Here is a 16,917-nt window from a genome sequence, read left to right as displayed (position 1 = left end):
ATATCGTCACAGGTTCAATCATGAGTGCAGCAGAGAGGCAAGTATCAGGCCCGTTTGTCCTGATCGTCCTCTGCAAGAATCTTGGCCACGCGGGCTTTCTCTTCGGCCGTCAGTTCCGGTGTCTCGTTAGTCTGGCGCCGGGAGCGCACGATGACACCGATCACCACCAGCAGACCGCCCAGTACGGCAATAGCCGGCGTTGCCCACAGCAGAATGGTGCGTTTTTCGACCTGGGGCCGGTACAGAATGAATTCGCCAAAGCGATCTACCAAGGCACCGACGATTTGATCATTGCTCTCGCCCGCGCGCATGCGGCGATAAACCTCGGCGCGCATGTCCTTGGAGATGGGCGAGTTGGAGTCGGCAATGTTCTGGTTCTGACACTTTGGACAACGCAATTCCTCAATCAGGTCCTGGAAGCGCTGCTCTTGCTGTGTGGTCTCAAAGTTGTAGACATCGGTCACCTGCGCGCTGGCCATGGGGGCCAGCAACAGCAGTAAGGCAACGAGGGCAAAGCGGGCCATCAGCCATTCTCCCGGATATCGTTGATTACCGGCAGCAGGGTCTCCCGCCAGACCTTCTCGTTGACCACACCAACATGGCGGTAGCGCACCACACCCTGCTCATCAATGACGAAGGTCTCCGGCGCGCCATAGACGCCCAGATCGAACCCCAGGGTACCCCGGGGATCGTAAATTGATGTGCTGTAGGGATTGCCGAGACGGTCCAGCCAGACCAGGGCATCGTCCCGGTTGTCCTTATAGTTCAGACCAACAATGGACACGCCCTCGTCCTCGGCCAGCCACATCAGGTCGTCGTGTTCGTCGCGACAGGCAGGACACCAGGTGCCCCAAACGTTCAGCAGCTGCACCTTGCCCTTGAACAGGGTTTCGTTGAGCTGAGTCTCTGGAGTGTTCAGATCCTTCAGACTAAATGCCGGCACAGGCTTGCCGATCAGCGCCGATTCCAGTTTGGTGGGATCCTTGCCAATACCCGCGAAAAGCACTACACCCAACACCACGGCGATCAGCAACGGCAGGAACAGAAAAAAACGCTTCATGATACTACTCCTGCGGAATTCGCTGCGGTGCCGACACTGGTTCCGGTGGTGGCCTTCTGGGTCGAACGCTCACGAACCCGGTAACGACGATCTGCGATGGCGAGGAAACCACCGACAGCCATAAATATGGAGCCCAACCACAGCCAGCGCACCAGGGGCTTGTATTGCAGTCGAATGGCCCAGGCATCGTCCGAAATCCGCTCGCCGACAGCAACGAAGATGTCACGGAACAGACCGGCGTCAATGTCGGCCTCGGTCATCACGCTCATGCCCACAGAATACTGGCGCTTCTCCGGGCGCAGGCTAGCAATTATCTCACCGTCCTGCAGCACATCGAAGTTGCCGTATTGAGCCGTAAAATTGGCACCTCTGCGCTCACCGATGTCCCGGAATACAAACTGGTAATCGCCCACAGTGGCCACATCACCCGGCACCATACGAACATCTCGCTCGATGCCATAATTGGACACAACAGTGGCACCGGCCATGACGATGGCCAGGCCCAAATGACCCAACACCATTCCGTAGTAGCTGCGCGACTGGCGTTTCAGGCCATGCAGGCGCCCTTTGCGTGACGCGGACTTTTCCCAGAGGTCCCAGAAGGTCGCCACGGCGACCCACATGGCGGTGAAAATCCCGGCAAAAGCCCAAGGCGTAAAGCCTCCGTAACCAATCAGTACCGCAGCAGTGGCCACCAGGCTAATGGCCAACGGCCACAGCAATTTGCGAGCAAGCCAGCCACCATCGGTTTTCTTCCAGCGGGAGAAGATACCCGCGCCCATCAACAAGCCGGTTGCGACCGCCAGCGGGCTGAAGGTGATGTTGAAGAACGGCTCACCAATAGACAGCTTGCCCATCTCCAGGTAATCGAGCACCAGCGGATACAGGGTGCCAATAGCCACCAACAGCGTGGCGGAAACCAACATCACATTGTTCAGCAGCAGGAAGATTTCCCGGGACAAGGATCCGTACCTGGCACGAACGTGCACGACCGGGGCACGGAACGCATAGAGCGTCAGGCTGGCGATCACCGTGACCGCCAACAACGCCAGCAGAAAAACTCCGCGCTCCGGATCAGACGCGAAGGCATGGACCGAGGTCAGCACACCGGAACGCACCAAGAACGTTCCCAGCAGGCTAAGTGCGAAAGTGACAATGGCCAGCAGAACGGTCCAGCTCTTGAAGACACCGCGTTTTTCAGTCACCGCCAGGGAATGCATCAGTGCGGTACCGGACAACCAGGGTAGCAGCGAAGCATTCTCGACCGGATCCCAAAACCACCAGCCACCCCAGCCCAATTCGTAGTAGGCCCACCAACTACCCAGCGCAATTCCGAGTGACAAAAATGACCAGGCCACAGTCGTCCAAGGCCTTGTCCAGCGAGCCCAGGCAGCATCCAAACGACCATTGATCAGTGCGGCAATGGCAAACGCGAAGGCGACAGCAAAACCAACGTACCCCATGTAGAGCATCGGTGGGTGTACGATCAGGCCGAAATCCTGCAGCAGCGGATTCAGGTCGGCACCGTCTGCAGGCACATTGGGCAGCAGGCGATCAAAAGGGTTGGAGGTAATTAAAGTAAACAGCATGAAACCGACGGTGACCATGCCGAGGACCGAAAGGACCTGGGCCACCACCACCGAGGGCAACCGGCGGCTAAACACCGCCACCGCCAATGTCCAGCCCGCCAGCATTAGAATCCACAACAGCAGCGAGCCCTCGTGGCCGCCCCAGACCGCACTGAATTTATAGTACCAAGGCAACAGACTGTTACTGTTATTGGCCACGTAGGCCACTGAGAAGTCGTCTGTGAGAAAGGCGTGGGTGAGCACCGCGAACGCCAGAGCGACAAAAACAAACATGCCGGTCGCCAGCGGGCGACCGAACCCCTGCAGGTTATCCCGTCCGGCAATCGATCCCACCAGGGGAACTACCGAGAGAAGCACTGCCAACAACAGCGAAAGAATCAGTGCGAGCTGTCCGAGTTCCGGATACATCAAAGCCCTCCGGCCACATGGCCGTTTGTAGTTTAACAATCAATACGTGGATGGCGCCCCGGTGCCCTCACCGTTCTCACCCCGCGCCTTGGCGGATTTCGCCAACGCCTCCGCCACTTCCGGTGGCATGTAATTCTCATCGTGTTTGGCCAAGACCTGATCGGCAACAAATCGACCCTTGCCATTCAGCTTACCCATGGCAACAACACCCTGCCCTTCGGCAAACAGGTCCGGCAGGATACCGACATAAACCACCGGTACTGAGGCACTGAAATCGGTCACCCGGAACTCCACCTCGAGGCTCTCCGGATCACGCACCACCGAGCCTTCCTCGACCATACCACCGGCGCGAATGCGAACATCCACCGGTGCTTCTCCGGCAGAAATCTGACTCGGGTCGTAGAACAGGTTGATATTCTGACGCAATGCATAGGTGGTCAGGCCCACCGCCACCGCGACACCTGCAATCAGAAACAGAACGATGGTCAGTCGTTTTTTACGGATAGGATGCATTCAGTATCTGCCATTCAGTCTTGAGAAACTTTTACCCGGGTAAACGTCGCCGGTGTCGGTTGCGCCGAGCCGCGTCCGCTGCCGTCTGCGGCTTCGTGAACCCGGCGGCAAGATTTCAGCTCCGCCTGGTGTCGACGCCATGACCAGACCATCATCGCCGCCACGAGCAGAAAAAAGACGCCATAACAGGTCCAAACGTAGGGACCGTGGCCTTCCATTGCGATGAACGCGGTAAACGAGTCGAATGCCATTTAACCAGCCCTCCGCGCCAGAACATGTTCTTTAACCCAGCGCGTACGCTGCTCACGAACCAGGATTTCTGTCTGCATGCGCAGGCAGGCAAGCCAGCCGAACATCAGGTACAGGCCCAGGACCGACAGCAACAGAGGCACCCACATTTCCGCCGGCATGGACGGCTTTTCGGTCAGCTTGAACGTCGCAGGCTGGTGCAGGGTATTCCACCATTCCACGGAGTATTTGATGATAGGGATATTTACCACCCCGACCAATACCAGTACCGCGACCGCACGAGCCGCCGACTTCTCATCATTGATGGCCCGGTCCAGGGCGATCGCTCCGCCATAGAGAAACAGCAGAATCAGCATTGAGGTAAGCCGGGCATCCCAGATCCACCAGGTACCCCAGGTCGGTTTGCCCCAAACCGCGCCCGTGAAAAGGGCCAGGAAGGTCAGCACCAGGCCAACCGGAGCAACCGCCTTGACGAAGACATCGGCCAGCTTCATCCGCCAGACCAGCGTCACGACCGCGGCCGACGCCATCATGATATACACCGACTGCGCCAGGAACGCCGAGGGTACGTGAATGAAGATAATCCGGTAACTGTTGCCCTGAAGGTAATCCTTGGGTGCAAAGGCCAGGCCCCAGACCAGGCCCACGGCCAGCAAGGCCAATGCGCCCGCCAGCAACCACGGCATCAACCGGGTTGCGATCCCGAAAAACCATTTGGGCGAACCCAGTTTATGAAAAATCTGCCACATCAGACGGATACCCTAAACATCATCAATAATTCCTAGCTGTTCGACAGGCTGATTCTCAGCGCTGCGGCGGCTGCAAATGGTGCCAGTGTTATCGCCAGGACCAGAAAAGCTCCCATCAAGGCCACGTATGCCCCGACCGGAGCGCCCTCCGTTGCTGCGGCCACTGTGCCGGTGCCAAAGATCAGCACCGGAATGTACAGCGGGATAATCAGCAGAGACAAGAGCACACCGGCTGAGCGCAGGCCCAGGGTCAGTGCCGCGCCAATGGAGCCGATCAGGCTCAGCACCGGTGTTCCGATCAGCAGCGTTAGACACAAAACCGCGATGGAGTTCCCTTCCAGGTGCACCATCACCCCTAAAACCGGCGCCAACAATACCAATGGCAAACCAGTCAGCACCCAGTGCGCCAGGGTTTTCGCCAACACCAGTAGAAACAGTGGCTGCGGCTGCAATACCAGTTGCTCGAGGGTACCGTCATCAAAATCGTGGCGAAACAGGTGGTCCAGCGACAGCAGCACGGACAACAGCGCTGCCACCCATAGAATGCCCGCACCCGCCTCGCGCAGAAATGACACTTCCGGGCTTACCCCCAGTGGGAACAGGGTGACCACCATGACAAAAAACAGCAGGGGATTGAGCAGATCCTGGCGCTGCCGGAAGGCCACTTTCATATCCCGGCTGAAGACCGCCCTCATGGCAGCAACAGTACTTACGCCCGATTCCTGTGGTTTGATCAGTGGACGGGTTTCCGCATTCATTGCGCAGCCACCTCACCCAACTTGATGCTCCGCATTCCCGGCAACTGCAACTCATGGTGCGTGGTCACTACCACGGCCCCACCCTCAGCGGCACGCTGCTGTAGCAATGCCTCAATGGCGCTGACACCCTTGGCATCGATGGCGGTGAACACTTCATCAAGCAACCACAGGGGTTCGTCGGCGATCAGCAAACGAGCCAGGGCGACACGGCGCTGCTGGCCAGCGGACAGGCGGCGGCAGGGTACGTCGTGAAAGCCATCCAGTCCGGTTCCAGACAGCGCCTGGCGCAAAACGGTATCGGCGACTGGGCGACGGGCGGCTACCAGGGCACGCAGGTTCTCCATCGGAGTCAGCAGCGCCTTGATGCCCGGGCGGTGCCCAAGGTACAGCACGTTGCGCAAGAATTCCTCGCGGTGCCAATTGCGGGACTTACCGCACCACAATAGCTCGCCGGACCAGGCATCGTTGAGGCCAGCCAGAATTCTCAGCAAGGTGGTTTTGCCGGTTCCATTTGCCCCCTCGACACGGGTAACCGTACCGGGCAGTATGGAAAATGAAAGGTCACGGAACAGCATCCGCTCATCTCGCTCACACTGCAGATTGGTCGCCTGTAGGATCGGCTCAGACATCAGGGCCCCGTAACCAGGACGATGCGCACACGCGACATCGGATGCATTCAACACGGACATGGCGGGTGCAGACATTTTTTCACGGCAAGACCCACCGGCGCGGCGTATTATAACGAAACCCCGGGCGGATTACTCTTGCCCGATACCAAATCGCCCGACACCAAACCAATTGCGATGAAACTACCGACTGGCCCACAGCCGCCCCAGCCTACTGTGCCCTCCTCCAGCTCGCAGCCTTCCAGCGCAGCAGCGAGCCAGAAGGCCGTTGCCGATCTCCCGGCTTCCGCCCGTCAGCAACTCGATGCGCTGCAGCTCGCCAACCGGCAAACCACACTGGCCAGGGTCGCCGAAGTGATCAACCGCCAGGCCGGGGATCGAGCGGAACTGTTGCTCGATGTGCGCGGCAAATCCCTGACGGTGGACGCAGCCATTGGCAAGACCTCGCTGGAGCCGGGCGACTGGGTAAAGATTATGCGGGCCGGCAACGAACTGCAGCTAATGGGCAAGCTGGCTCCAGCCCAGGCCGCCGTGGTTGCCAAGGCATTGGCCCAACACCTGCCCTGGCAACAAAACCTGGAAAGCGGCCTGAGCCGGATGCTGGCCAGCTTGAGCCAGGGCCTGAAGCCAGACCCGAGCCCCGGCCAGCTGCCATCTGCTCGCGTGGCACAACCGCTGCCGGAAGCTGCCCGCCAGAGCATTCAGCAGGTGTTGGCGAATCTGCCCACGGCCACCAGCCTGAAGCCAGGCAGCGGAGGCCAGGAGCAGCCACTGCAGCAGGTGAAACAGTGGATCGCCGAGAGCGGCGTGTTTGCCGAGTCCCGGCTGGCCCAGAACCCCTCGGCCACCATGCCAGACCTGAAACTGGCCATCGGCCGGGTCATTACCGCCCTGCTGGCCCAACAGGGCCAGGGTCCGGAACAGTTCACCCGCATCACCCCTCTGGCCAGCCCCGAGCTGGTTCAGGCTCCACTGCAATTTCCGCAGGCCATGACACCCTCGCCTGCGCCGGCTACCAGCGAACCCACCACGGTGGGCCAGATGCTGCGGCTGCTGGCCGGCATGCTCAACCGGATTACCGTTAATCAGTTACACAGCCAGGTACTGGCGGCCCGAGGTGGTGGTGACGCGCCGGCGCCACTGACCACCGTGCTGCTGGAACTGCCCTGGGTCACCCCCCAGAACGAACCCAAAGTGGCACAGTTGCGCATCGACCAACACCCGGACGAACGCAGCGACAAGCGGGATCCACAGAAAGCCGCAACCAGCGAGTGGCGACTGGCGCTGGCCATGGACCTGGACGAAGCCGGCCCCCTGCACTTCGACGTGGCGTTGCGTCAGCAATCGGTCAGTGCCCGGGTCTGGGCGGAGAAACAAAGCACTCTGCGCCAGGTGAACGAGGAACTACCCTTGTTAAGACAGAGCCTGACCAACCTCGGCCTGGAAGTGACGGACCTGGAATGCCGGCGCGGCAGCCCCGAAGCCTCCGTCACCCGGCTTGAGCATAGATTGGTGGATACCCGAGCATGAGTGAACGTTCGTCAAACCAGCCCACTCACGCGGCTGTGGCATTGAAATACGATGGTGAGCAGGCGCCCACGATCGCGGCTACCGGTACCGAGGAACTGGCGCAGGAGATTGTCAGGATAGCGCGGGAGCACGGCGTACCCCTGTACGAAAATGCAGAATTGGCCAGCATCCTGGCCCGGCTCTCGCTAAATGAGGAGATTCCGGAGAGCCTGTATCGGGTGATTGCCGAAATTCTGGCGTTTGCTTTTCACATCCGCGGCCGCACGCCCGAAGACGCCGGTCGTAAAGACGATCCCGCCGCCACTTAACCGGCGACGGGACCTCCGTCCGTTCGAGGCTTACGCCGCCTGCCGCTTCTTCAGAGCGGAGACCAGCTCCGCTTCCGGGCGTGAGATACCACAGGTGTTCATCAGGTCCTCGATGTCGGCCCCCAGATCCACCAGGCGCGAGGCCTCGTCGTAGGAGATACGCAGCGGGTCGTTCTGGCGCATTTCATCAAGTGTAGTGCGGAGTTCGTGCAACTGGCGCTCACAGCCCACCAGCCGTTGGCCGATGCCCACGCTGCCACTTGTGGTGGCATGCAGCTCTCGACCCAGAGTATCGCAGCGATCCTTGAGTGACGCTTTCAGTTGCCGGATCTGGCGACCGTGAACAAAGCCCTGGATAACCAACAACGCACCAACACCAACGGTAAGTACCCAAGGAAGGTAGGAAGGAATTTCTGCAAACATGACGGACGTCTCCCGTGATTTAACTCGAAAGGCGTCCATCTTTGGCACTGTGGACCCGGAAGCCCTCTTTTACAGTGCGGCGATTTCCGCCCATTCGTTCTCTGACAGCATTTTGTCGAACTCAACCAGGATGATCAGCTCACCATCCTTGTTGCACACGCCCTGGATAAACTTGGCACTTTCCTCGTTACCCACGTTCGGTGCAGTTTCAATCTCGCTGGACTTCAGGTAGACCACTTCAGCCACTGAATCCACCAGAATTCCCATGACCTGATTGGCCGATTCCATCACCACAATCCGCGTTGCGTCGGTCACTTCGGCATCCGCCAGACCAAACCGGCGACGGGTGTCGATAACCGTAACCACGTTACCCCGCAGATTGATGATGCCGAGCACGTAATCGGGCGCACCGGGAACCGGAGCAATTTCCGTGTACCTCAGCACCTCCTGAATCTGCATGACGTCCAGACCGTAGGTCTCGTCATCCAATCGGAAGGTCACGTACTGCAGTACCTGATCGTCCTGGACCTGATTGTGTTGTCCGCTCGGGGATGCCATAGCACTGTATCTCCTCTGTGGCTGCCCGGCGGGCAACCTGATCGTCAAAAAATCATCATCAGTGCCCAATACTATAGTTAAGGGCACAAACCGTGCCAGCGTGGCACGGTTTCAATCGGTAACCGACGTTTTCGTCAGCTCAGATCCAGATGTTGTTCGCGTTCGGCCCGCACCAGAAGGTCGGCCATGGTGCGCACATCAATGAGCGCACACATATGATCAATCACAGTTCCGGCCAACCAGGGCCGCTTGCTGCGCGCGCTGCGCCAGCGCACTTCGTCGGGCCTCAGCGTGAACGACTGGGCTACGTCGTCGCAGGCCAGGCCCCACTCGCTGTTATCCAGACGAATCACAAACCGGTAGTTGTCCCGGGCATTCTCCGGGACTCGTCCGGCCATAATCCATTCCGCGGTGTCCACCACCCTCAGGTTCTGATCGCGGTCCGGGCGCATACCCATGTACCAGCGCGGACTGCCCGGAATCGGCCGGATCTCGCTGGCGTCCTCAACCCTATGAATGGCGCCCAACAAAATCAGTGGCACCGCCAGCTGAAGTCCGGCAACGGTAAAAATCAGGCACTCGAAGGGCGTCTCTGACCAATCTGGCCGAGCCACCGGCGCCTGCTCCGCCGGCTTTGGATCCGGTGCATGACGGACTTCCACCTCGGGCTCAGCCGTTACAGGCTCCGGAGGTGCGGGCTCTGCCACTACCGTCGGCGCGGGCGGCTCAGGTTCAGGCTCCGGCTCCAGAACCGGTGCTGCCACCCCCTGCTCGATCGGCTGGGCATCCACCTGCGGCTCCGGTGCCGGCACCTCGACAGTGACCTCTTCGCGCAGCGCCGAGTCCGTCGCCGTGTGCAGCAGATCGTCCAGGTAACTGGCGATGGCGCTGGCCGGATCCGCCAGCTTTGTCATTTTTTCGTCAGCCATGCTGACGCTCCTTAACCGACCCTGCCCGCGTCAAAAGATCGTCAAGCAGTTTACTGTAGGCTCGCACGCCGTGGGTAGTGGCATCCACCGCCGAGGGAACCAAGCCAGCCTGGCTGGCGTCCCGGAATTTGGTGTCAACCGGTATCGCAAAGCGCCACAGCGTATCCGGGTAGGTTTTACGCAACAGGTTCAGACTCTTCACCGACGCCTGGGTACGGCGATCGTACAGAGTGGGAACAATGGTGTAGGTCAATTCGTTCTTCTGGGACCGCATGATCATCTTCAGGGTGTGCAACATGCGCTCCAGACCCTTGATGGCGAGAAACTCGGTCTGTACAGGAATGACCAGGTGTTGAGCCGCAGCCAGGGCGTTGACCATCAGCACGCCCAGCGACGGGGTGTTGTCGAGAATGACGTAATCAAAATCGTCCCACAACTGGGCCAGGGCACGGGAGATAATTAGCCCCATGCCTTCAACGCCGACCATACGACGCTCCAGCGTCGCCAGCGCGGTACTCGCGGGCAACAACGACAGGCCCCGGCAACTGGTTTCGGTGATGAGCTGGGCCGGCAGTCCCTCGGGCACCTTGCCCTGATGCTGGAACAGATCAAACACGCTGTGCGCAATGGTATCGGGATCGTAACCAAACCAGCTCGTCAGAGACCCGTGCGGATCCAGATCCACCACCAGCACCCGCTTTCCGCGCTCGGCCAGCATGCCGCCCAACGCCACCACGGATGTGGTTTTGCCAACACCACCTTTCTGATTGGCTACTGCCCAGATTCGCACGTATTTTTCTCCAAAGAAAACGCCATGACAGCGGCGGTGAACGCTGCTGCATTCCTGCTTATCGGCCACTTGCCCGGCAACTTGAACACCGATGACGCACCGTAAACAGACTGCGGCGGCAATCGATTGCCGGGAAAGATTACTGCCATGAGTAAATACAGGAACCGTGCCAACGCTGCCATACGCATGTGCCGCCGATCCGCGCTGTCAGCGCATGACACCGCGAACACTGGCGTCACGGGAAATCAAAAGGACGACCCGGCGATTACGGCGACGCCCCTCGTCGGTGTCGTTGCGAGCAACCGGCTGGAACCGACCGTAACCCACTGCGGCCAATCGTTCAGGCTCAATGCCCTCCATCGACAACATCCGCACCACCGCCGCGGCCCGCGCTGCCGACAGCTCCCAGTTGGAGGGAAAACGCGGGCTGCTGATGGGCCGGTCATCGGTGAACCCTTCGACCTTTACCGCGTTATCACGATTGCGCAGCACCGTGGCGATTTTCTTGATCACGGCGAAGGCATCGTAGTGCGGCTCGGCATCGCCGCTGCCAAACAACAGGCTATTGGGAAGATTCAGTTCCAGCCAGCGATCACTGGATTCCAGGGTGATAACGCCCTGGCTAATCAACTCTTCAAATTCCAGGGTCAGCTGATCGGCCATGGCACTGAGCGCCCTGCTGCGCACCTCGGCCTCACGCTCGGGGTTTCGGGGCGCCTCGGTGACGGGCGGAGGAATGACGACATCGCTGGCCGGCTGCGGGGGCTGATCGCCGACCGCGATAGGCTGAAAGGAACGCTGAGGCGCATTGAACACCCCGGTCAAGGTTTCCGAGAGCACCTTGTACTTACCCTGGTTCACCGAGGACACCGAATACATCACCACAAAAAAAGCGAACAGCAGGGTGATGAAATCCGCATAGGAAATCAGCCACCGCTCCTTGTTGTGAAGATCTTGCTGGGACTGCCTACGGCGTCGCATACGATGCCCCGACCATGACTACTGCAGGAAGCCCCGCAGTCGCATTTCAATGGATTTGGGGTTTTCCCCCTCGGCGATGGCAATGATGCCGTCGATCATCATGTCCTGGTAACGGGTTCGCTCCCGGACGATGCCGCGAAGCTTGTTGGCAACCGGGAAGAACAGAAGGTTAGCCAGAGCCACCCCGTAAATGGTGGCAACAAAGGCGGTGGCAATACCGCTACCCAGGGATTGCGGGTCTTCCAGATTGGTCATCACCTGAATCAGGCCCATGACCGCGCCGATGATTCCGATGGTCGGTGAATACCCACCCATGGCCTCGAAAACCTGGGCGGACTCCAGATCACGCTGTTCCCGTGATTCCAGGTCCACCTCCATGATGCCGCGAATTGTCTCGGTTTCAGCGCCGTCCACCAACAGCTGCAGGCCCTTGCGGGCAAACAGTTCGGGCTCACGCTCGGCCAGGCCTTCAAGCCCGAGCAGACCCTGCTTGCGGGCCTTTACGCTCCAATCAATGACTTTGCCGATGCCGTCTTCCATGCTGATGAACGGCGGCACCAGCACCCAGCGCACCTGCTGAAAGGCCCGCTTCAGAATCGGCCAGGAGGTTTGCAGGATGGTTGCCGCAAGAGTTCCGCCCACCACGATCAGGGCAGCCGGGGCATTGAACAGCGAACTGAGCGCCCCACCCTCGAGCAGGTTGCCGCCCAGGATGGCGGCAAAGGCCAGTACTATGCCGAGGAGACTGAGAATATCCATCAGGAAACGCCTTCCACCAGCCGCGGCCCGATTTCGTCGAGCGCCAGAATTTCATCGCTGAGCCCGGCTTTCGCCACCGCCATGGGCATGCCATAGATGACCGAGGATTTTTCGTCCTGGGACCAGACGTCGGAACCGCTCTGCTTCATCATCCGGCAGCCATCCTTACCGTCCGCACCCATGCCCGTGAGGATTACGCCCAGAGTCTTGCCGGGAAAACTACGCGCCAGTGAGCCAAAGGTGACGTCGACACAGGGCTTGTAGTTCAGGCGTTCATCGCCAGGCAGAATACGAACCCGACCCTGGCCACCACGGTTTTCAATCATCATCTGCTTGCCGCCGGGCGCCAGCAAAGCCAGACCAGGCTTGAGCATGTCGCCGTCTTCGGCCTGGCGAACTTCAATCCGGCACAACTTATTGAGGCGCTCGGCAAAGGCCGGGGTAAAACTGGCGGGCATGTGCTGAACCAGCACTATCGGTGCCGGGAAAGATGCCGGCAAAGCCGTCAACACCCGCTGCAGGGCCACCGGGCCGCCGGTGGAAGTCCCAATGCCAACGGCGGTGTAGTGCTTGGCAGGCCCACGCCGGTAAGAACGCCGGCTGACTTCTGTCTCGACGGCAGCCTCTGGTCGACGCTGAGCCGGTGCTGGGCGGGGTGCCGCAGGTGACGGTGTAGGAGTGCGCGCAGCGGTGTTGTTTCGAGCGGTTTGATCCGCGGGCCTGGTGACCGGGGCGGAGTTCGGCCGGGCGCCAGGTTGGCTACGGGCAACGTCGAGAATACGATCAATCAGGATACGCTGGAGCTGACCGCCATCACGGGCGATTTCCTCAAAATTTTTCGGCAGGAAATCCACCGCCCCGGCTTCCAGCGCGTCCAGGGTTACCCGGGCGCCTTCGTAGGTGAGCGACGAGAACATGAGCACCGGTGTCGGGTGCTTTTTCATGATTTCCCGGACGGCCGAGATACCATCCATGACCGGCATCTCGTAATCCATGGTGATGACATCAGGCCGCAATTTCGCCGCCAGTTCGACACCCTCGCGGCCATTGGTGGCCGCGCCTAATACCTTGATCTGGCCGGAGCCTGTCAGAATTTCCGTCAGCCGTTTGCGAAAGAAACCTGAATCATCCACGACCAGGACAGAAACTGTCATCCATTTCTCCTAACGAAGTCCGCTTCCACGTCCAAGCCGGACCAGCGTCAACTGTAGTGTTGCAGCAGGCTGGGAACGTCAATAATCAGGGCAATACGGCCGTCACCAGTGATGGTCGCTCCCGCCATACCCGGGGTACCCTGAAGCGCTCTGCCCAGCGGCTTGATGACCACTTCTTCCTGGCCCACCAACTGATCCACCACAAAGCCCACTTGCTTGGTACCCATGGCAACGATGACCACATGGGCGTTGGCGGGTTCTTCTTGGCCTTTACCCTTACCCACCAACCAGCGCTTGATGTGGAACAGCGGGAACACCTTGTCTCGTACGACGATGCATTCACGCCCGTCGACGATGTTGGTCTTGGTAAGATCCAGGTGGAAGATTTCCACCACGTTGACCAGCGGCAGCGCGAATGACTGGTCGCCAAGCATGATCATCAGAGTCGGCATGATCGCGAGGGTCAACGGCACCTTGATGATGATCCGGGAGCCCTTGCCCAATTCCGAGACAATGCTGATCTGGCCGTTGAGCTGACCAATTTTGGTCTTGACCACGTCCATGCCAACACCACGACCGGAGACATCCGAGATCTGCTCCTTGGTGGAAAAGCCTGCGGCGAAGATCAGATTGAAACACTCGTTATCGGTCAGGCGATCGGCGGCATCCTGCTCGTAAACACCCTTCTCGACGGCTTTGCGACGCAGTACCTCGGGGTCCATACCAGCACCATCGTCCTCGATGACCAGCAGGATATGGTCACCCTCCTGCTCAGCGGACAGGGTAACGGTACCCTGGCGCGGCTTGCCGGCTTTTTCCCGAACGTCGGGCGCTTCGATACCGTGATCCACAGAGTTCCGTACCAGGTGGACCAGCGGATCGGACAATGCTTCCACCAGGTTCTTGTCCAGATCGGTGTCTTCCCCGTGCATCACGAGGTTCACTTCTTTTTTCAAGCTGCGAGCCAGGTCCCGAACCACGCGCGGGAACCGGCCAAATACTTTCTTGATCGGCTGCATGCGGGTTTGCATGACCGCCGCCTGCAGATCGGTGGTGACGACATCGAGATTGGAGACGGCTTTGTGCATATGCTCGTCTTCACTGGACGCACCCAGGCGCTGCAACCGATTGCGCACCAGCACCAGCTCGCCCACCATGTTCATGATGTCGTCCAGGCGCTTGGTGTCTACGCGCACGGTGGTCTCAGCGGCCGGGGACGTATCTCGGCCTGACGCAGGGGCTGTTGAGGCCGCTGGCTTGGCTTCGGCCTTCTTGGGCTCAGCTTTCTTGGGTTCGGTTTTCTTTGGCTCACTCTTCGGAGCAACCGGCTTTGCCTTGGCAGACTCCGCGGCTGGTTTTCCGGTCTCGCCAGTGCCCGCTGCGGTTGGCGCACCGCCTTTGCCATGCAGCTCGTCCAGCAGCTTTTCGAACTCATCGTCAGTAATCAGATCATCACCCGCAGCCGCCGATTCGCTGGCGCTGGCCGCAGCGCTGGTATCAGCTGCCGGCGCCGGCTCATCTGCGGAGACAGCACCGGCAAACTGGCCTTTGCCATGGAGCTGGTCCAGCAGGGCTTCGAATTCATCGTCGGTGATGTCGTCATCGCCGGATCCACCGCCCGCAACCGGCTCAGCCTTGACCGGGTCAGCAGCCGTCGCTGGAGAATCCGGAGCGGCACTGCCGTCCTGCAGGGCGTCCAGCAACTGCTCGAATTCTTCATCGGTAATATCGCCACCGTCTTCCGCCGATTGCGGTGCGACAGCGGAAGCTTCCTCCTGGTCAGGTGCTTCGCCTGCGGGTTCAGCAAAAGCGTCGAGGGAAGCAATGAGCTGATCCGGGGCCGGCGTCAGTTCTTCGCCATTTCTGACCTGATCAAACATCGAGTTAACGTGGTCGAGGGTTTCAAGCACCACGTCCATGAGTTCGGAATCCACCTTGCGCTTGTGGTTACGCAAGATGTCGAAAACGTTCTCAGCCGAGTGGCAGCAGTTGACCAGCGCCTCAAGCTGCAGAAAGCCGGCACCACCCTTTACCGTGTGAAAACCACGGAATATGGCGTTGAGCAAGTCACTGTCATCAGGATTTCGCTCAAGATCTACCAACTGCTCTGACAGTTTCTCGAGAATCTCACCGGCTTCCACCAGGAAGTCCTGGAGAATCTCATCATCGGCATCAAACGCCATGGGCAACCCTCATTAGTTCAGAAACCGAGACTGGACAGCAGATCATCAACGTCGTCCTGTCCCGACACTACATCTTCACGTTCTTCGGCCTTGATCTGCGGCCCTACACCCTGCTCTGCCGAAACCTCAGCTTCATCAATCTTGTGCACGGTGCCAGTGAGCTGATCCACATGGCTCGCCATCACCACGAGGCTCAGCATCTGTTCTTCGACTTCTTTCACCAGGGCGGTGACCTTCTGAATCACCTGGCCGGTCAAGTCCTGGAAATCCTGGGCCAGCAGGATTTCAGACAAGCTGTTATACATGCTGTCGGCGTCGGCAGTCAGGCTGACGAAGAAGCGGTCAATCCGGCCGTACAGCTCGCGGAATTCCGCCGGCTGCATCTCACGCCGACGCAGGCGCTGCCATTCGTCTCGGAGTTCCGTCGCTTCGTTGCGGACGGCGCTTGCCACCGGCATGGTCTCTTCAACCAGGTCCATGGTGCGATTAGCGGCCTGGCTGGTCATCTGCACAACGTATTCCAGGCGATCGGAGGCGTCGGTCATCTTCGACAGCGCTTCCTGCTGCTCCGCACTGCGCGGATCTATCTGGAAATTCCGAATGGCCTCGTGAAGACTCCGGGTGAGGCGTCCAACCTCACGGTACAGGCTTTGATCCCTGACCTCGCTCAGCTCGTTAATCACCGTCATTGCTTGAGCAAAGTCGCCGGCCTGCACACTCTTGACCAACTCCTCACTCTGACGCTGGAGCTTTTCAGTCACCTCCGGATCGAGGCTCCGATGGTTCGTATTGCTATCGCTCATGAGAGCCATCCGACCTCTGGTTACTGAATACGTTCGAAGATTTTCTCAATCTTTTCTTTAAGCACCGCAGCCGTGAAAGGCTTGACTACGTAACCGTTCACGCCAGCCTGCGCAGCAGCGACAATCTGGTCGCGTTTGGCTTCCGCGGTCACCATCAGCACCGGCAGAGTCTTCAGGTTCTCGTCCGCGCGCACGGCTTTCAGCAGGTCAAAACCAGACATGCCCGGCATGTTCCAGTCCGTCACCAGGAAGTCGTACTTGCCACTTTTCAGCATCGGCAGTGCGGAATTGCCGTCGTCGGCTTCGTCGGTGTTGCTGAACCCAAGATCGCGCAGCAGGTTCTTGATGATCCGTCGCATCGTGGAAAAGTCATCCACGATCAGGATTTTCATGTTCTTGTCCAAAGGGACCTCCAGTTAGTCACACCCGGAATTCGTTTGACCGTTGAGCTCGAAACCTAACGGGCCGTGTTTTTAACCACGTATTGTCTGATCTTTGATGACCATGTAAAGCGCCGGTTACCAAAAACTACACAGCGCCATGAACC

Annotated in this window: 20 protein-coding genes; 2 read left to right on the top strand and 18 right to left on the bottom strand. The window is 59.3% G+C overall.

The annotated features are described in order from the left end of the window. Positions 1-44: 44 nt before the first annotated feature. From FGO67_RS08870 to ccmA, 8 genes are read right to left on the bottom strand one after another with little or no spacing between them, the layout of a single operon-like run. Positions 45-524, bottom strand: a complete 480-nt coding sequence (locus tag FGO67_RS08870; RefSeq protein ID WP_203300370.1) for a cytochrome c-type biogenesis protein — start codon at positions 522-524, stop codon at positions 45-47. Beyond that, positions 524-1,060, bottom strand: coding sequence for a DsbE family thiol:disulfide interchange protein (locus FGO67_RS08865; protein ID WP_203300369.1), 537 nt, complete (start codon positions 1,058-1,060; stop codon positions 524-526). Before FGO67_RS08865 ends, FGO67_RS08870 begins: the two co-directional genes overlap by 1 nt. Then, entirely contained in the window at positions 1,057-3,057 is a 2,001-nt protein-coding gene (locus FGO67_RS08860; RefSeq protein ID WP_203300368.1) for a heme lyase CcmF/NrfE family subunit, read from the bottom strand. The genes FGO67_RS08865 and FGO67_RS08860 overlap by 4 nt, the downstream gene beginning before the upstream one ends. Positions 3,058-3,096: 39 nt before the next feature. After that, positions 3,097-3,570 (bottom strand): cytochrome c maturation protein CcmE, encoded by a 474-nt coding sequence (ccmE, locus tag FGO67_RS08855; protein WP_203300367.1) that lies wholly within the window; start codon positions 3,568-3,570, stop codon positions 3,097-3,099. Positions 3,571-3,584: 14 nt separating this feature from the next. After that, the gene (ccmD, locus tag FGO67_RS08850) at positions 3,585-3,821 is read right to left on the bottom strand and encodes a heme exporter protein CcmD (protein ID WP_203300366.1); all 237 of its coding nucleotides are present in this window, start codon (positions 3,819-3,821) and stop codon (positions 3,585-3,587) included. Next, entirely contained in the window at positions 3,822-4,568 is a 747-nt protein-coding gene (gene ccmC, locus FGO67_RS08845; protein WP_203300365.1) for a heme ABC transporter permease CcmC, read from the bottom strand. It abuts the gene before it with no gap. A 32-nt stretch (positions 4,569-4,600) separates the two neighbouring features. After that, on the bottom strand, positions 4,601-5,326 hold the full coding sequence (gene ccmB / locus FGO67_RS08840) for a heme exporter protein CcmB (RefSeq protein ID WP_203300364.1): 726 nt from the start codon (positions 5,324-5,326) through the stop codon (positions 4,601-4,603). Beyond that, entirely contained in the window at positions 5,323-5,955 is a 633-nt protein-coding gene (gene ccmA, locus FGO67_RS08835; RefSeq protein ID WP_203300363.1) for a cytochrome c biogenesis heme-transporting ATPase CcmA, read from the bottom strand. The genes ccmB and ccmA overlap by 4 nt, the downstream gene beginning before the upstream one ends. Positions 5,956-6,090: 135 nt before the next feature. On the opposite strand from ccmA, the gene fliK reads away from it, so the two are divergent. Beyond that, entirely contained in the window at positions 6,091-7,482 is a 1,392-nt protein-coding gene (gene fliK / locus FGO67_RS08830) for a flagellar hook-length control protein FliK (RefSeq protein ID WP_238942310.1), read from the top strand. Continuing rightward, positions 7,479-7,790 (top strand): EscU/YscU/HrcU family type III secretion system export apparatus switch protein, encoded by a 312-nt coding sequence (locus tag FGO67_RS08825; RefSeq protein WP_203300362.1) that lies wholly within the window; start codon positions 7,479-7,481, stop codon positions 7,788-7,790. Before fliK ends, FGO67_RS08825 begins: the two co-directional genes overlap by 4 nt. 30 nt (positions 7,791-7,820) lie before the next feature. On the opposite strand, the gene FGO67_RS08820 is transcribed toward FGO67_RS08825, so the two are convergent. The 10 genes from FGO67_RS08820 to cheY all read right to left on the bottom strand — a co-directional run bounded on the left by FGO67_RS08820 (position 7,821) and on the right by cheY (position 16,774). Beyond that, positions 7,821-8,213 carry a DUF2802 domain-containing protein gene (locus FGO67_RS08820; protein WP_203300361.1) on the bottom strand — a complete coding sequence of 131 codons (393 nt, stop codon included), beginning with the start codon at positions 8,211-8,213 and terminating at the stop codon, positions 7,821-7,823. Positions 8,214-8,282: 69 nt separating this feature from the next. Continuing rightward, on the bottom strand, positions 8,283-8,771 hold the full coding sequence (locus tag FGO67_RS08815) for a chemotaxis protein CheW (RefSeq protein ID WP_203300360.1): 489 nt from the start codon (positions 8,769-8,771) through the stop codon (positions 8,283-8,285). A gap of 134 nt (positions 8,772-8,905) precedes the next feature. Then, complete coding sequence (locus tag FGO67_RS08810; protein WP_203300359.1) at positions 8,906-9,700, bottom strand: chemotaxis protein CheW; 795 nt, start codon at positions 9,698-9,700, stop codon at positions 8,906-8,908. After that, entirely contained in the window at positions 9,693-10,490 is a 798-nt protein-coding gene (locus FGO67_RS08805) for an AAA family ATPase (protein WP_203300358.1), read from the bottom strand. The genes FGO67_RS08810 and FGO67_RS08805 overlap by 8 nt, the downstream gene beginning before the upstream one ends. 207 nt (positions 10,491-10,697) lie before the next feature. Then, positions 10,698-11,471, bottom strand: coding sequence for a flagellar motor protein MotD (gene motD / locus FGO67_RS08800; RefSeq protein WP_203300357.1), 774 nt, complete (start codon positions 11,469-11,471; stop codon positions 10,698-10,700). Positions 11,472-11,489: 18 nt separating this feature from the next. Next, complete coding sequence (locus FGO67_RS08795) at positions 11,490-12,230, bottom strand: flagellar motor protein (protein ID WP_138439478.1); 741 nt, start codon at positions 12,228-12,230, stop codon at positions 11,490-11,492. After that, positions 12,230-13,384 carry a protein-glutamate methylesterase/protein-glutamine glutaminase gene (locus tag FGO67_RS08790; protein ID WP_203300356.1) on the bottom strand — a complete coding sequence of 385 codons (1,155 nt, stop codon included), beginning with the start codon at positions 13,382-13,384 and terminating at the stop codon, positions 12,230-12,232. The genes FGO67_RS08795 and FGO67_RS08790 overlap by 1 nt, the downstream gene beginning before the upstream one ends. A gap of 47 nt (positions 13,385-13,431) precedes the next feature. After that, positions 13,432-15,567: a chemotaxis protein CheA gene (locus FGO67_RS08785; RefSeq protein WP_203300355.1), complete on the bottom strand. Its 2,136-nt coding sequence runs from the start codon at positions 15,565-15,567 to the stop codon at positions 13,432-13,434. A gap of 17 nt (positions 15,568-15,584) precedes the next feature. Further along, positions 15,585-16,370, bottom strand: coding sequence for a protein phosphatase CheZ (locus FGO67_RS08780; RefSeq protein WP_203300354.1), 786 nt, complete (start codon positions 16,368-16,370; stop codon positions 15,585-15,587). A gap of 20 nt (positions 16,371-16,390) precedes the next feature. Then, positions 16,391-16,774: a chemotaxis response regulator CheY gene (gene cheY, locus FGO67_RS08775; RefSeq protein WP_203300353.1), complete on the bottom strand. Its 384-nt coding sequence runs from the start codon at positions 16,772-16,774 to the stop codon at positions 16,391-16,393. Positions 16,775-16,917: the final 143 nt, after the last annotated feature.

It is taken from the genome of Marinobacter sediminum (assembly GCF_016820575.1).
GTDB classification, from domain to species: Bacteria; Pseudomonadota; Gammaproteobacteria; order Pseudomonadales; family Oleiphilaceae; genus Marinobacter; species Marinobacter sediminum.
The sequence above is the reverse complement of the archived record's forward strand: the minus strand, read 5'-3'. Positions and strand labels throughout refer to the sequence as shown.

Bases quoted from the DNA above. Each gene is read 5' to 3' on its own strand.
- FGO67_RS08870 (WP_203300370.1), bottom strand. From the start codon at position 524: ATGGCCCGCTTTGCCCTCGTTGCCTTACTGCTGTTGCTGGCCCCCATG.
- FGO67_RS08865 (WP_203300369.1), bottom strand. From the start codon at position 1,060: ATGAAGCGTTTTTTTCTGTTCCTGCCGTTGCTGATCGCCGTGGTGTTG.
- FGO67_RS08860 (WP_203300368.1), bottom strand. From the start codon at position 3,057: ATGTATCCGGAACTCGGACAGCTCGCACTGATTCTTTCGCTGTTGTTG.
- ccmE (WP_203300367.1), bottom strand. From the start codon at position 3,570: ATGCATCCTATCCGTAAAAAACGACTGACCATCGTTCTGTTTCTGATT.
- ccmD (WP_203300366.1), bottom strand. From the start codon at position 3,821: ATGGCATTCGACTCGTTTACCGCGTTCATCGCAATGGAAGGCCACGGT.
- ccmC (WP_203300365.1), bottom strand. From the start codon at position 4,568: ATGTGGCAGATTTTTCATAAACTGGGTTCGCCCAAATGGTTTTTCGGG.
- ccmB (WP_203300364.1), bottom strand. From the start codon at position 5,326: ATGAATGCGGAAACCCGTCCACTGATCAAACCACAGGAATCGGGCGTA.
- ccmA (WP_203300363.1), bottom strand. From the start codon at position 5,955: ATGTCTGAGCCGATCCTACAGGCGACCAATCTGCAGTGTGAGCGAGAT.
- FGO67_RS08825 (WP_203300362.1), top strand. From the start codon at position 7,479: ATGAGTGAACGTTCGTCAAACCAGCCCACTCACGCGGCTGTGGCATTG.
- FGO67_RS08820 (WP_203300361.1), bottom strand. From the start codon at position 8,213: ATGTTTGCAGAAATTCCTTCCTACCTTCCTTGGGTACTTACCGTTGGT.
- FGO67_RS08815 (WP_203300360.1), bottom strand. From the start codon at position 8,771: ATGGCATCCCCGAGCGGACAACACAATCAGGTCCAGGACGATCAGGTA.
- FGO67_RS08810 (WP_203300359.1), bottom strand. From the start codon at position 9,700: ATGGCTGACGAAAAAATGACAAAGCTGGCGGATCCGGCCAGCGCCATC.
- motD (WP_203300357.1), bottom strand. From the start codon at position 11,471: ATGCGACGCCGTAGGCAGTCCCAGCAAGATCTTCACAACAAGGAGCGG.
- FGO67_RS08795 (WP_138439478.1), bottom strand. From the start codon at position 12,230: ATGGATATTCTCAGTCTCCTCGGCATAGTACTGGCCTTTGCCGCCATC.
- FGO67_RS08790 (WP_203300356.1), bottom strand. From the start codon at position 13,384: ATGACAGTTTCTGTCCTGGTCGTGGATGATTCAGGTTTCTTTCGCAAA.
- FGO67_RS08785 (WP_203300355.1), bottom strand. From the start codon at position 15,567: ATGGCGTTTGATGCCGATGATGAGATTCTCCAGGACTTCCTGGTGGAA.
- FGO67_RS08780 (WP_203300354.1), bottom strand. From the start codon at position 16,370: ATGAGCGATAGCAATACGAACCATCGGAGCCTCGATCCGGAGGTGACT.